At 42.5% G+C, this 13,430-nt stretch carries 16 protein-coding genes, 2 tRNA genes, 1 pseudogene and 1 riboswitch; of the genes and pseudogenes, 7 read left to right on the top strand and 12 right to left on the bottom strand.

All coding sequences use genetic code 11. From position 1 onward, the window contains the following. Nucleotides 1-122 precede the first annotated feature (122 nt). The gene (locus AC9UC2_RS06355; protein WP_509526590.1) at nucleotides 123-608 is read left to right on the top strand and encodes an inorganic diphosphatase; all 486 of its coding nucleotides are present in this window, start codon (nucleotides 123-125) and stop codon (nucleotides 606-608) included. Here AC9UC2_RS06355 and AC9UC2_RS06350 read toward each other — a convergent pair. Further along, nucleotides 605-1,261, bottom strand: coding sequence for an HNH endonuclease family protein (locus AC9UC2_RS06350; RefSeq protein WP_509526587.1), 657 nt, complete (start codon nucleotides 1,259-1,261; stop codon nucleotides 605-607). The genes AC9UC2_RS06355 and AC9UC2_RS06350 overlap by 4 nt on opposite strands. Nucleotides 1,262-1,356: 95 nt before the next feature. Here AC9UC2_RS06350 and AC9UC2_RS06345 point away from each other — a divergent pair. From AC9UC2_RS06345 to AC9UC2_RS06335, 3 genes are all read left to right on the top strand, one after another. Continuing rightward, nucleotides 1,357-1,429: transfer RNA gene (locus tag AC9UC2_RS06345), tRNA-Lys, on the top strand. 328 nt (nucleotides 1,430-1,757) lie between these two features. Then, nucleotides 1,758-2,996 carry a tyrosine-type recombinase/integrase gene (locus tag AC9UC2_RS06340; RefSeq protein ID WP_509526584.1) on the top strand — a complete coding sequence of 413 codons (1,239 nt, stop codon included), beginning with the start codon at nucleotides 1,758-1,760 and terminating at the stop codon, nucleotides 2,994-2,996. After that, nucleotides 2,996-3,868, top strand: coding sequence for a hypothetical protein (locus AC9UC2_RS06335; RefSeq protein WP_509526582.1), 873 nt, complete (start codon nucleotides 2,996-2,998; stop codon nucleotides 3,866-3,868). The genes AC9UC2_RS06340 and AC9UC2_RS06335 overlap by 1 nt, the downstream gene beginning before the upstream one ends. Before the next feature lie 100 nt (nucleotides 3,869-3,968). Here the strand turns inward: AC9UC2_RS06335 and AC9UC2_RS06330 are convergent, their stop codons facing one another. Both AC9UC2_RS06330 and AC9UC2_RS06325 read right to left on the bottom strand, forming a co-directional pair. Then, nucleotides 3,969-4,142: a hypothetical protein gene (locus AC9UC2_RS06330; RefSeq protein ID WP_509526579.1), complete on the bottom strand. Its 174-nt coding sequence runs from the start codon at nucleotides 4,140-4,142 to the stop codon at nucleotides 3,969-3,971. Between the two features lie 10 nt (nucleotides 4,143-4,152). Further along, a complete protein-coding gene (locus AC9UC2_RS06325; RefSeq protein ID WP_509526577.1) occupies nucleotides 4,153-4,293 on the bottom strand; it encodes a hypothetical protein in 141 nt (46 codons plus the stop codon). Between the two features lie 113 nt (nucleotides 4,294-4,406). Between AC9UC2_RS06325 and AC9UC2_RS06320 the strand changes: the two genes are divergently transcribed. After that, entirely contained in the window at nucleotides 4,407-4,628 is a 222-nt protein-coding gene (locus tag AC9UC2_RS06320) for a helix-turn-helix domain-containing protein (RefSeq protein ID WP_509526574.1), read from the top strand. A gap of 335 nt (nucleotides 4,629-4,963) precedes the next feature. On the opposite strand, the gene AC9UC2_RS06315 is transcribed toward AC9UC2_RS06320, so the two are convergent. From AC9UC2_RS06315 to AC9UC2_RS06300, 4 genes are all read right to left on the bottom strand, one after another. Next, nucleotides 4,964-6,481 carry an AlwI family type II restriction endonuclease gene (locus AC9UC2_RS06315; RefSeq protein ID WP_509526571.1) on the bottom strand — a complete coding sequence of 506 codons (1,518 nt, stop codon included), beginning with the start codon at nucleotides 6,479-6,481 and terminating at the stop codon, nucleotides 4,964-4,966. Next, nucleotides 6,474-7,394: a DNA adenine methylase gene (locus tag AC9UC2_RS06310; protein ID WP_509526568.1), complete on the bottom strand. Its 921-nt coding sequence runs from the start codon at nucleotides 7,392-7,394 to the stop codon at nucleotides 6,474-6,476. Before AC9UC2_RS06310 ends, AC9UC2_RS06315 begins: the two co-directional genes overlap by 8 nt. Continuing rightward, the gene (locus tag AC9UC2_RS06305; RefSeq protein WP_509526565.1) at nucleotides 7,395-8,435 is read right to left on the bottom strand and encodes a DNA adenine methylase; all 1,041 of its coding nucleotides are present in this window, start codon (nucleotides 8,433-8,435) and stop codon (nucleotides 7,395-7,397) included. It abuts the gene before it with no gap. A gap of 97 nt (nucleotides 8,436-8,532) precedes the next feature. Beyond that, a complete protein-coding gene (locus AC9UC2_RS06300; protein WP_509526562.1) occupies nucleotides 8,533-9,309 on the bottom strand; it encodes a hypothetical protein in 777 nt (258 codons plus the stop codon). A gap of 70 nt (nucleotides 9,310-9,379) precedes the next feature. Next, nucleotides 9,380-9,497: riboswitch (SAM riboswitch) on the top strand. Nucleotides 9,498-9,503: 6 nt separating this feature from the next. Between AC9UC2_RS06300 and AC9UC2_RS06295 the strand changes: the two genes are divergently transcribed. Beyond that, nucleotides 9,504-9,710, top strand: coding sequence for a hypothetical protein (locus AC9UC2_RS06295; RefSeq protein WP_509526559.1), 207 nt, complete (start codon nucleotides 9,504-9,506; stop codon nucleotides 9,708-9,710). Here the strand turns inward: AC9UC2_RS06295 and AC9UC2_RS06290 are convergent, their stop codons facing one another. The 4 genes from AC9UC2_RS06290 to AC9UC2_RS06275 all read right to left on the bottom strand — a co-directional run bounded on the left by AC9UC2_RS06290 (nucleotide 9,711) and on the right by AC9UC2_RS06275 (nucleotide 12,113). Further along, nucleotides 9,711-10,334 (bottom strand): GIY-YIG nuclease family protein, encoded by a 624-nt coding sequence (locus tag AC9UC2_RS06290; protein ID WP_509526556.1) that lies wholly within the window; start codon nucleotides 10,332-10,334, stop codon nucleotides 9,711-9,713. Nucleotides 10,335-10,603: 269 nt separating this feature from the next. Next, complete coding sequence (locus tag AC9UC2_RS06285) at nucleotides 10,604-10,903, bottom strand: hypothetical protein (RefSeq protein WP_509526553.1); 300 nt, start codon at nucleotides 10,901-10,903, stop codon at nucleotides 10,604-10,606. A gap of 16 nt (nucleotides 10,904-10,919) precedes the next feature. Next, nucleotides 10,920-11,267: a hypothetical protein gene (locus tag AC9UC2_RS06280; protein WP_509526550.1), complete on the bottom strand. Its 348-nt coding sequence runs from the start codon at nucleotides 11,265-11,267 to the stop codon at nucleotides 10,920-10,922. Nucleotides 11,268-11,924: 657 nt separating this feature from the next. Continuing rightward, nucleotides 11,925-12,113 (bottom strand): hypothetical protein, encoded by a 189-nt coding sequence (locus tag AC9UC2_RS06275; RefSeq protein WP_509526547.1) that lies wholly within the window; start codon nucleotides 12,111-12,113, stop codon nucleotides 11,925-11,927. Between the two features lie 51 nt (nucleotides 12,114-12,164). On the opposite strand from AC9UC2_RS06275, the gene AC9UC2_RS06270 reads away from it, so the two are divergent. Continuing rightward, nucleotides 12,165-12,285, top strand: a tRNA-OTHER gene (locus tag AC9UC2_RS06270). Nucleotides 12,286-12,409: 124 nt separating this feature from the next. Here the strand turns inward: AC9UC2_RS06270 and AC9UC2_RS06265 are convergent. Then, nucleotides 12,410-13,430, bottom strand: a pseudogene (locus AC9UC2_RS06265) (hypothetical protein); the annotation flags it as partial.

The raw sequence follows: 13,430 nt of genomic DNA, 5'->3' as shown, positions 1-13,430 counted from the left end.
CGTAGCTCAGCTGGTAGAGCACCCGGTTGTGGTCCGGGATGTCGCGGGTTCGAGCCCCGTCGTTCACCCCAAGTTTTAAAGTAGTAAAACTTTTGCACCAATAAGTAGAGAGCCGGACTGAAATGATTTTCGACGTCGTTGTTGAAATCCCAGCGGGATCACGTAACAAGTACGAGATCGACCACATCACCGGTGAGGTGCGCCTAGATCGCATGCTCTTCACATCAACGCGTTATCCCTATGACTATGGCTTCGTTAAGAACACTCTGTCCCAGGACGGCGATCCACTAGATGCTCTGATCATGTTGGATGAGCCAACTTTCCCTGGTTGCGTGGTTTCTTGTCGCGTGATTGGCATGCTCAATATGACTGATGAAGCTGGCGGAGATGACAAACTGCTCTGTGTTGCTGCCGGTGATGTTCGCAAGTCTTATCTGCAGGATTTAAATGACGTACCTGCTTATGAATTATCTGAAATCAAGCACTTCTTTGAAGTCTACAAAACTCTCGAGCCAGGCAAGTCTGTACAAGGTGGCGAGTGGGTTGGACATGATGAAGCAGAGATCGAAATCAACGCTTCATATCAGCGTTACAAGGATGGGCACTAACCTTTAGGTAAATCCTTTTCGGGACAGCTTTTCAGAATTCGAATCATCGCTTCTTTCTCTGGCGCGGTAAACCACAATTTGTACTTTAGTTTTACTGCTATTTGCAGAGAAACATAATCGCATCGAAAACTCTTCAGTGGCGGCAACCATGTTGCTGCATCTCCATCACCTTTTTGTGAATTCAATCTTCCCTTAACCGCCAAAAGATTCATCGGATCATTGGCAAAAGCGGTTCGCTCTTTAATGCTCAACTTAAAGGCCCCGGTTTGCCAGGCATTAGATAACGCAACTACATGGTCGATTTGAACCTCCATACTGCTGGTGTTGCCTCGAACAAAATTAATGGTCTCCCCCGAAAATGGATCTAGCAAAGTTCCAGATTCAACAACGCAATCGCGCGTTTTTACTCTAAATACTTCATCAGTTAAGTCCCGCTTCAAAATATCGTTACGGGTATCGCAGCCATTGCGATCAACATCAGCCCACGTCTGTCCGAATTGGGCACGTGTGTAACCAGTTTTTGCAGCACGCCCCTTGGTGACCTGTTGTTCAATCACGGCAAGTGCGGTGGTAGCTGAATCGGCCTGTGCTGGAGTTATTCCCGCCACAAGAAGCCCTAAAACTAGGGCAATCCTGATTTCCAACAGACTCATGAATTAAGTATGCGTGTGTCGGGAATGTGCGGCAAGGCGTGGGTTGCTGATAGGTTTCCCCCTGCATTCAAGCGTTTCCGGCGCCTGTTTGCATCGGGTGGTTAGCTCAGTTGGTAGAGCAGGTGACTCTTAATCACCGGGTCGGGGGTTCGAGTCCCTCACCACCCACTTCAAGTTACGTCTAAAAGTGACTTTTTTTAGGGCCCCGTGAGATCGAATCCACTTACCGGTGAGCAACGAGTGAGCAACAAAAAATCTCTTTAATCTAATTTAAGAAAATTCAGCTTCTTGAGGTTGAAACCTTCTTACTATCTATGATCATAGTTAATTTCTTACTCGCGTAAGAAAACTCTTCACATACATAGTTAGATTGAATCTTTGAAGTGAAAATAGCAACGAGCAGACATGCAAATTGTTTTCTATAATTAGACGTAAAGATATTTTTGTAAAGACAAAGTGGCGCACTCCCACCAATGTCTTAGAGATAGGAAAAACAATGTCAACTAATAAGAATTTGACGACCACAAATTCAAAGAAAAAAGAAAAAAGAGCAAATGGGCAAGGCTCCATTTACTCGAAGAAAGGTACAGCAAAGTACATTGTTGCTGTCTTTGATGTGACTCCAGCTGGCAAAACAATTCGCCGACGCAAGACAATGAATACCAAAAAAGAGGCGGAGGCATTCCTATATGAATTCCGCAGGAATCAGGGCATGGGCGGCACTAGCTTTGCCGTTAACCCAAAAATGCGACTAGGCGAATTTATGGAAAATTGGCTTGATACTTTGACTTTGGAATCTGAATCGATGCGCTCTTACCGCACGGCGGTTAAATGTTGGATTAAGCCACAAATTGGCCATGTGCTTGTTTCAGGGGTTAAACCGAGATTAATTGAAACTCATTACAAGAACTTAGCTGACTCCTATAGTGGCAGTGTCCTGCACATAACACACACCGCCCTAATGGGCGCTTTCAGTGATGCCTTCAGACTTGGAGAAATTCCGTTTAATCCGATGCTCTCAGTGAAGAAATTAACTAAACCAATCAATAAGCGAACTCCTATTCCGATTAAGGATGCAACAAAAATTTATGCGGAGGCATCTAAGGATCCTTATATGCAAGCAAGGATTGAAATTGGCATGATGAAGATTTTACGTCCCGGAGAAGTAATGGGGCTGAAATGGAGTGATATTGATTGGGACTTAGGGATCCTCACCTGCTCTCGTCAAGTTCAAGAAGTGACGGGTCAGGGATTAGTTTTCAAGCCACGAAAAACGAAGGACGTCATCGTATTAAAACTTTCTGATGCACAAATTGAAATTTTGCGTATTCACGAGTTGGCGCAACAAACAGCAAGAGTTTTCTGGCGCAAAGATGAAGGATTGATCTTTCCGAATTCAACTGGAAGTAAAAAATCACCTAAGGCTGATACAAGAGATTGGAAGAAACTTTTGTCCGCAGCAGGGATTTCAGCAAACTACGTTCGATACCAAATGAAACATACTGGAGTCACAAATTTAATTACACATGGCGTTGACGAAAAGACCACAGCAACCCTTGCTGGCCACACCTCATCCACTGTAACGATGAAGCACTATGCAAGCGCAACTTCTGAATCCATGCAAAATGCTCTGTTGGTTCAGGATGCATTCAGGCCAAGCCCCGAGCAAATCGCAAAAATCCTGCATGATCGTGAAGTCGAAATTCTCCTAAGAACTGCATCGGAGGCGGAATAATGATTGCAGGAAATACTCCGAAAGATAATTCAGTTCAGCTCTCACTGCGTGCACTCGGACTTCTTCAATTTTATAGAGATGCGGGCCGTGCTTTGCCCGCCAATGAAGTCGCACCATTAGTGAAAGAAGGCAGGGATGCCATCCGTGCCGCTATGAAAGAGCTGATCGATGCAGGTTTAATCGAATTTCATAAATTCCAAATCAATGGCCAGTGGAGAACCGAGGTTCAACTAGTTCAAAAGCCCTTCAGCCAGCAACTAACCGAAAACGGATTTTCAGGCTCTCTATTAGAGGATCCACTGTTAACTACTAGTGATATAACTACTAGCGATATAACTACTAGTACTAATGACTATTCATTAAATATAGATACTTATACTAATAAGAAATCCAAGCTGCGCTTGGTAAAAGAGGAAAAAAAGAATGAAGAAGAAAAATCAATAGTTCCAGAATCCGATTTTCTGCCTGGGATCTCGGTGCATCGCCTTGGGGTAGATCCAATTGGCGATCCGAATCATCGTTCCAAAAAACCAGAGGTTGAGTGGACCACTAAAGACTTAGTAACAGAGTTCATGCACATTGCTTACGATGAAGGGTTTGCATCAGTGCCAATCCCTGGAGATGAAGTCGGCAAGATTATGAATAAGCTTTTCTCCGATGGATTAACCAGGTACCAAATTCTGAAGTTAATAAGGAAATTTTTTGTAACTAATATCTGGCCAGGCCAAAGTCATCCCAGGTCCTTATGGGCAAGCTTTATGCAATTTGCGTATAAATGGAAGGACGCTGTCGATAAAGAACCAGTGAATTATGCGCACTCCCCCGAGATGCTGAAACATCAGGAGAAAATGCTAAAACTTTTAGAAAGTTGACCCCCCCACCCTTAAGTGTTGAGACCAAATAAGTGAATACAGCTGTCATGCACAGTGAAAGAATTAGTAGATAAGGCAGTGGCCTAAGGAGTCAAAATCCCTAGGAATTTGCTGGCCTATCTTTATACTTCTCTTCAGCCTCAGCCATAGCTTCTTCGTACATCTTGAAGTATGCGTCGTTTGCTTCCACATCATCTCGATCATCATAAATTTCAGACCACTTCGCGTGCACACGCTGAGTAATCTTCAACTTTTCATCTCTTGGGATAGTCATAGAAACTCCTTTAACTACTTTGTCCTTCAATGGCTTTGAGAATCTCTTCGACAAAATCGTTCTTTTCGGTAGCGGTCATCGAATTGACTGGCTTGGGGACTTCGATAAACACAGGATTACCCTCCTGTTTGTTTTCCGGACTCTTCTTCATACCCACAATGTATCTCCCACCACTGACATCAAGATAGAGCGGATTTGGGTCTTGGAGATCAAATTCTGTCAGTTTGGGCTTACATAGCCTTCATTGAATGAGAACCTTGCAAGATGAACGAATTCAACAACAGAAAATACACACCTCAACAAGTTGCTGACCAACTCGGGTTTAAGGTCTCTTCAATTTATGCACTCTTGAGTCGGCACGAATTAGCTGCACTCAAAGTCGGCAGGAATCGAGTGATTACGCAAGAACAGCTAAATGCCTATCTAGCCCGCAGAAAGTTATCAAACGCAGTCATTGATTACACAAAACCGGAAGTGACCTTGTGATCAGGTGCTTGCACCTTGCAAGGGTTAGATAACCCGCTCTTACAAACAGATAGCAAAGGAAAAAGATCCCAGTGGCCATAAAACCATCAAGGCAAATTAAAAAATCAAAACCAACAAAAATCGACAAGCAATTGGAGATCGCAAAGATTAGGAATCTAAACGCAGATACCGCGAAAGATCTTCAAGAAACTCAGGCTGCCATCTTTAATTCAGGTGGCCCAAATAAGGCTTCCAAGGGGCGCTAGAGGACCTCGAACAGGCGTTCGAATGTCTCTGCTTAGGTGAGCGCAAATGCGCTCGCCCTAGGCCCATCTGAGGCTGTTTTGGATGGTGCGCTACGGGGCTGCGACGAACTCTTCAATTGATTTATTTGAAATCTTAAATCCTTTGTCATTCCAATACTCGACCCAGCGGACCGTGTCGATGTGAATGTTTGGGGCCACGAAAATTGTATCCACATCTGAATGCCCTCTTTTGTAATCGTCTTGGTGCCGGGTGATAGGAGCCATTTCCGCCTTCACTTGAGCTGCTCCTTTTATCAAAGTTACCTCATATAAATGTAGGGACGATCCCTCATACAACTCGATATCTGCGTTGTTCCCGGGCGCATGTGAAATTGGAAGTCCATCATCACCACGTTTATAATTCGCAACCACTCTCGAATGCTCATACGTGTGTTTAAGAAGTAGTGCCGACAAAAACTCAAGTCGAAGCGGCTCAGGTGTAATTCTAAGTACATCATCTTTCGAACTACTTCCCTTGCTCAAGTTCATAAGTTCCTTCTTAATGTTTTCAACCCCAAAATATTCAACCCAAGACTGAAGAGCTGCTTGATCTTCGTCAGATGTAGATTGCGTCTTGGCAACTCCCTCTTGAATGAGAAAAGGATCTATAACTGCTACATAGTCAAAATACTCTCGCTCTGTAGCAAAAGTCTTAAGTTCCGTATAATTCTTAAGCAAGTAATCTGAAACACTTTTTAGGTCACTATTTAAAGAAATAAATCTGCCACCACCTCTAATTGAAATAAGGCCTGTAAGTCTAAATTTGCGCAGGACTTCATCTGGAAGATCCTTTGTGATCGTTGCCATTTTTTCTGCCTTATTCCAACCACCTTGGATTTGCTCACAGGTGTCAAATACAACTTCGCTACTTGGTGTGTAAGCCCACTTCTTTCTAAATTCCACAATGAAATTTGCTAATTCTTTCGCATCATTATTCTTCCAAACTATCAAGAATGGAAGCTCATGACGAGCTAGTCCTACGCTACCCCAGTCAGAATCCTTTGAGAGCTCTTCAAGAACACCTAGTAAAAGTATTAAAGGGCGATTGTGGTTGAGGACTCTCTGAAAGGGATTTCTCCGGTGATAGCGTGCAAATGCATTTAAGAAGATCTGCTGTTCATCGTTAGCAAAGAAGGATTCATCATTAATTTCTGTTTGTTGCACGTACAGGTTCCCTAGTTCAGAGAATTCGACCTTCTCTCCGATTTCATAGTAGACAAAGCCAAACCACATTCCTAATTTATAGTGTGTATCAAATCTGGAAGGCCATCCGTAATCGAAACCTGCCTCTTTGTGCTGCTGTGGGTTGAGTTCGATTAATGACGAAACCTCTGCGTCATTCAATAAGTCCAAGTTGTACCACTTTTCTTTAATCTCAGCGGTAACACCTCTGGTCGGAATATAAAGCCCTCTACGAATTAACTCACCCTCAACAATTTCACAGACTGCATTGGTAAGAATTTTGCCATCAAATGCCTTAAGTACGAGAAGAAAATTTCTCAAACGTTCTGGATTTCTAATTGTAGTTGTTAAAAGCAAAGGTTTATATTGAGACTCACGTTTACTCATAATTGCAAACCAAAACTTCCTTGAGTTTTTTCTTGCCGTTGTCGAAGTAATTTATGTAATTACTTGAAACTGTGTGTACTTTGTATTTCTGCATCCACTTTTCTAAAATTACATTCGCCCGGTCACCATAAATTTCAACATTTGAAACGGCGAATTTAACTCCGAGAGTATTCAAATGATCCAATATGGCATAGAGGCGTGACTCACATATATCATCCCAACCCTTGTTGTACTCGCTTGCGGTTATCAAATAAGGCGGATCTACGTACAGGAAGTCCCCTTTCCTGTACGTGATGGAGTTTAGAAAAACTTCAAATTCTAAATTGCTAAAACTTACTTTGCGCCCAACCGTTTTAGCCGAATAGCCCTGCAAGGCTCTGACAACATTTGGGTTGAAATCGACATTACCGACCGGAATATTGAAATCGCCCGCTCTATTGAATCTCAACATTCGATTAAAGCCATAAATCATTAATGTATATAACTCAATTGCATCTCTTTTTTCAGAACGGTTGTACTTTTCTTTGAGTTTTGCATAACCGGCTCGGTTCAAGTAAGCAAAGTATGTCTTTGGGAATTCTTTTCTTACATCCTCTGGAACCAAATCGCCATCAAATGAACAAGTTAAGCCATAGCTTCGTGCTAGTTTCGCAAATTTTGAAATGAATTGATCCATTTGTTCGCCTTGCGAATACAAAAGCTCATGAATATCAATAACATTTGAATCCAGGTCATTTGCTAAAACCTCAGAAGCTTCGGTATTTAAAAAAACACTTCCTCCACCAACGAAGGGCTCAATAATTCGATCAAATTCTTTGGGAAACAACTGCGATATCTGCGGCAGAAGTTTGTACTTGTCCCCAACATAAAAGAACGGAGAGCGGGTAAATGATGTCAATACTGCCGTTTTCATTTAGTCCACCTCAGTTACAAACAAATATTCGAGATGGTTATCAAAGTCGGTATTGCCCGCGGTGAAGTGCTTATGAGGAATTTTCTTGGTTCTGGTTTTGCCCTTTGCCTTTAAAATTGACTTTATTTCCTCAAGACTAATTTTATTTCGACTTGAGGAACTCTTAGATGCATAGGTGTTGTTATAGGAAACGATGATCAAGCTAGTGTCAAGGTTAACAATGAGGTCTTCAAAGGCTTCAGCTGCACCCACTTTGCAATATTCACTTACATTTTCAGTCGGTGGTTTTAAGGCAACACCTTCAAGAACTGGTTTATCCCACTTAGTTAAAGTTTCAAGAACATGATAAAAACGACTATATTGTCGAGAATTGTATGGTGGGTCGATATATACGACGTCAGATTTGATTTCTCTTGCTAACTGATTTGCGTCCTTCCGATGTATTTCAGCCTTTAAATCTCGAGAAGGGGAAATGAGTCGAAATTCAAATTCTTTAAAGTCATCCACGCCCTTTCGATATGCCTCGTAATGGCCAACTGTGTTGGCAATACGATCTGAGCTGTACAAGAGAGATGCTAAAACAATCGCCCTTTCACGTTGATTAAAGTCATAGGAGTTAGCCTCAATAGTTTCACGGATCATGCCAATGGCCTTGGCTGAAGTTTCCGAAAAATACTTCCCTGAAAAATTCCTTGAGAAATAGTTATGCCGGATCTGTTTAGAAGACCTGATCGACATATCGTTTCTAAATTCTTCTAATTTAGTTTGAGAAAATGTGCCTTTTCCAAAGAAACCCTTGTAGATGACTTCATTCGAATACAAAAGGTCATTAAAAGTCACAGATTTGAAATCAGAAAATGCACCGGCACCGACTACCCCGGTACCTGCAAAAATGTCACAGAACGAGCGTCTGGGAATGTGATCCGGAATTGAATCTGCAATGGCATTCAGGAGCAAGGACTTTCCCCCGATGTATCGGCGATTACCTATGTTGAAGGGAGCAACCTTCAACCTAGTTTCAGGTACATCAATAAACGACACTTTGATCCATTCGATAGCTCTTTAGAGTGCCTAGAATGTCAGAAAGCACTGACACATATAAGGATATTGACCAAAGTTGCTGAAATATCTACCGAATTTATGTGGATTCAAAGTATGACCATGCCTCTCGATGTTGGTAGCCCAGGATTTCCGCTACCTCAAAGGTGTCGAGCGCCCTTGAAAAGGGAATTACTTTGTAAGTTGAGGCTGGGCCAGTTTGATTAAGAATTACGTCTTCCATAGCAGTCATTGATTTTTCGATAAATGTCTTTGAGTCCATGAACATTTCGTTTGTAGCTCCACCCGTTAAGAACATCTGAATTCCTTTGCCTTTCACTCTTTCGATTAACTCCGACTCATCAAAGGGAAACAGTGTTCTCACATAAATATCTTTCGAGATCTCGCTGGGCTTATAATCATTGACATAAGGTCCAATCACATCAAATTCATACGTTGGGTTGCAAAGTGCGAATGCAAGTCCTTTCCGTGGGAAAGATGATCTAACTTCGATTGTTTTATTCTCACTAGAAACTAAATCAATTTGATCGTATGTGTGATTAAATTTCGTGGACAAAAGAGTTTCCTTCTGTGTTAAGCCATTGATTGCCAGGCGCCAGGCGCATTCAGAAAGCAACCCTGCGAGCGCATTTCTAATTAGGCGTTCTTGCGATCTCACAAAACTTGCATCGTTGGCTGAATTCTTGGTGACCTGGCGGGCAAGATCTTCAGCTTGTGCGAGCATCCCAGTTAGTAGCTTTTGGTCTTCCAGGTTTGTGGAAGGTAGTAGGTCTACTTGTATATACCTAAAGCGAGAAACTCTTTTCGTATTTGGATAGTGATCCGAACACGTGAGTGCACCTGGCGTGAACCTCATTGCTCCCCCTCACTATTGATTTTGAGCTCCTGCTGAAGATTTGTCAGCCCGACCAGATAGCATTTTCCTTGGTTAAGAACTAAGCGACAAGCCCTTTAGCTTGCTTAGTGCCAACCCGCACTTTCTGCGCATGGTGGCCCTAAAGGAAGACCAGCCGATGATGATTTTCACCATCGGAAGAGCGGAGGGCAAAAATGGGATCAATACTCCTAACTGGAATATCACACGGCAAACATCAATTCTCTCTGGAATACCCAGAGCTTGATGGCGCAATAATCTGTATGGCACATTGCAAATGTGGCTACGAGATTGAGATCATCAATTTTAGAAATTATGGTGGTGTTAAAGACCTAGAGATGAAGTGGCAGAAACATATTGGAAGTTGGAAGGGATGGGTGTGATTAGAGATCGTTAGAATCATCGAGCTCTAATTGCCGAGTTCGAAGGCTTCCCACCGATTCTCCATTAAACAACCAATATTCCGGTCCTTGAACCGAGCTCCAGTTATAGCCACACTTCTTTAGGGCCTCAAGTGCGGCGGTAGTAAGGCTGTGCTTTTGGCCGTCAAAAATTACCCAGCTATCTTCTTCTACAACTGCCGTCAGATTCAAATCTTTGACAAAGTTTAGAGTGGATCCAATTGGAATATTCGCAGAAGAAAACTTAAATCTTCCAGATTTTATACCTGCAGTCCGTAGAGCCTGAGAATCTTCAGCCGTTGCTACAAGTTCATTCTTAGGTGTTACATCTTCTAGAGCCAAAACCTCAAGAATGGCTTTTACCTTATAGGGATCCATTTTGAAGAATTCACGATTTTGACGAACTCTGAAATCGCCAAAAGCTGTATGCAAAGCACGTTCAATCCTTCTGTTGTCATCAACTCTTGCTGCGTAATAACACTGAAATGGAATTGGAACGCTCGTATTGTCCAGTTGCAAAACTCTCTCAGAAACAGGATTTTCAGTCAGCCCAATTTTTATAAAACCTGGCATTGAGTCATTAGTTAAGATATAGACAAAACTCATATGTACTCCTCCACGGACAAACAGTTAATGAATGTTAGCGGAAGAGTGATCTCTCGCTTGCTCATCATGTAGTTGTAAGCGCAATGTAGCGCGCAGAGCTGACATTTAGAATCCCCCATATTGTTAGGCGTTGCTCTCTCGTTACTCACCGTGGGTGTTGAGGGACTCGAACCCCCGACCCAGTGATTAAGAGTTTGGCATTTGAGCGTGAACTGTCCCCAGACATCACTCCTGATACCTACAGGTGTCAGGAGGGTGTTAGGGAATTGTTAAGCCTTTTTCTTGGATAAAAGATGCGATTCAAAAAATGGCTTAGCTATTGCTAGTGCATCATCCTTAATGATCAGGAAACTTTCTCCCGCTATCCACATATTGATTCCTGGAGTACCACTCGGAGACTTACCTAAGTTTTCCCAATATGACATCTCTGCTAAGTTCAGCGTCAAGACTTCATGGTTTAAAGAAACACGCCCGCCTGTATCAATGAAAAATGTGCCAACAAAGTCTGGCATCCACCCTCCACTCGGCAAAAAATTGAAATATTCAGCCTCAACTGCAATTTGAGTCATAAAGTCACACTTTCCATCAAGGCAAACGGTTTTGAAAGTAATTGAATGAAAAATAGAGCAGAGCAGCGCCACAAATACCTAAAATCAAATTTAGAATATAGGGCAAATGTAACAATGAGACCAAAAAGAAAACCAAAATAGCCATGAAGCAAGAAAACAAAAATCCTAAATAACTTGAAACTCTAGTGCCACTATCTTTTAGAATCTCTTTCGAATCTTCTTTATCTGCCGATTTAACATTCGGATTTACCACGTTGTAGACATGTCGCGCACCACGAATCGGCGAAGTTGCTATTCGAAATAGAACAACGATGCCAACGACAGTAAAGACTATGAATGCTGGAATAGCGTAAAAAGGATCCATGAAAGTAGGTTATGGCTCAAACTCAGCCCCGTCAATGGGCCGGGTTCTCAAATTGATGTCATAGATTTCGCTTTATCCATTGGATTACTGTCCAAGTTACTCCAACCAAGAGTATTGAATAAATGAATAAGAAGAGAACGTAAGGAAACTGAAAAGGTAGAGAATCATAAAAGTCAGCTTTTAGCCAGAAATTGTCTATGACCCAATTTGGTTGATGAAGAAAACCGAATAAAAAAACTACTGCGTAAAAGGAATACTGCTTGAAACTGAGTCTTTTCAGTGCCTCCATAAATTCAAGTGTAAGGCAATTAAGTAAAAGTATTCATAGGCTAAGCATAGTTTTTAGGCGTAGCGTCTACCCCTAGATTGAATCTCTAAACCCAGTCCAATCACACGCCCTGCAGTTAACATCAGGATCAATCCCATCAGGGCTAACACAACACCCACCTACCGCATACCTTTCGAAGTCGAAGCTTTCAGGATCAGGCATGCCATAGAGAATCTTTCGCAGCGTTCCAATCTTTGAACATCCCGGACACACCAAACCATTGATTCTCTTGCGTCGCTTTGTGGTCATGGAAAAAGATTAGAAGAGAGGGCTGACAAATAGCCAGTGGTTAAGAGTTACCAGATATCAATCCTTTCAAACAGTTTGGCTCAGGACGCTTGTGAGCCTGGCTTTGTCATCTTTGCAATCAAAGTCAAAGCTTCATCTTCATTAAATCCCCCGGATAGGAGCGACTTGTAGATTTCATTAAGCCTTATGGCCGACTGGATCAGTGGGGTCATGCCCTCTGCTTCTTGTAAGTTTTCCATGATTCCTAAGTTATCGGGCGCCACTGACATTCTCAGCCACTGAAGTGTGAGCAACCGAGGAGCAACGTGGATCTTCAAAGGGGGTGGTTATTGTCAGTTTAGGCGTGTACATTCGTCACAAAACTAAATACAGACCCGTTAGAGCTATTTTGTCCGCTAACTCTTAATCACCGGGTCGGGGGTTCGAGTCCCTCACCACCCACTTACGAAAGTAAGCCCGAGGCTGGTTTCTAAATCTGAAAGTACGTAGTCGCTCTCATTACTTTGTTTTGCCTATCACTTGTCTAATACAACCAAGCTATCACCAGATTTATTGAAACCGCCGGTTAATCTCTAGGTAAACTTCGGTGTGCAAATGGATTTGCCATTACAAGCTCGTAATGAAACTTCATGTAACCAGCCATATCTTCATATAGTTGTTTGAGACTCATATTCAATGATTTTTCAACCGCCTTGGGCCATCCTTCGATTCCTGCATTCTTTACTAATTCTAAGTAGCCCTTGAGCCCAACTTTGCCAGCCAGGTATTCGTTAGCAAGGATTGCGTGTGAATATATCTCGGTTCGAACTGATAGACAATGATCTCCTTGGTTCCGTACCCCTGGAAGAATGTGTAAATCTGTACTTACAAGATAGTCATACCAAGTTGCCAAGGAAACATTGTCCATTTTTGGACTCCCCTTTTGAACTTGGTGATTGCGTAAAGCAATAAAACGATCAAAATTGGAGCCTGAGGAACTTACGATGCCCCAGTATTCTGCACCACTCTCCATCATCCAGCATGGCATCGCGTCATGATAATTCTTTGCCATCGCATGAAATACGTTATGCATAAATTCATGTTCAATTCGTGGCATGAACATCACGGTATCTAGTCGCGCCCTTGAATCGACTAGGTATTGATCAATATTCTTTGTATCAATTTGGCTTTGTCCGGCCATAGTTCCATCTGTCCGGCCAGCCTTCTCGACCTGTAAGCAATCTGGCTGACTCCAACCTGGCCCAAACCAATTGTGCTTTTCTTGGCATGACCACTCAAATTCATTTAAATTGCCAACAATAACTAGCAAAGGATTTTTGATTTCCACATATGGCGCCCAAAACTTTGCTACCGCCTCATAGCGAACCTTTATCTCTTCGATAGCTTCGGGAACCGCCTTGGTACTTCCTTTCCAAAAAAACTTAACATTGTGGGAATCTGCTCTTGCTGCAAGCATGAATGGTCTGGCCACATTCAATGCGGTTTGATCGATTGCCTCCCAACGTTCAGCAATACTTTGCACTTTTGTTGGTGTTGGTGTTGGTGTTGGTGTTGGTGTTGGTGTTGGTGTTGGTGTTGGTGTTGGT

This window comes from Candidatus Planktophila sp. (assembly GCF_036734405.1).
GTDB lineage: Bacteria > Actinomycetota > Actinomycetes > Nanopelagicales > Nanopelagicaceae > Planktophila.
This window is presented reverse-complemented; position numbering and strand designations above follow the sequence as displayed.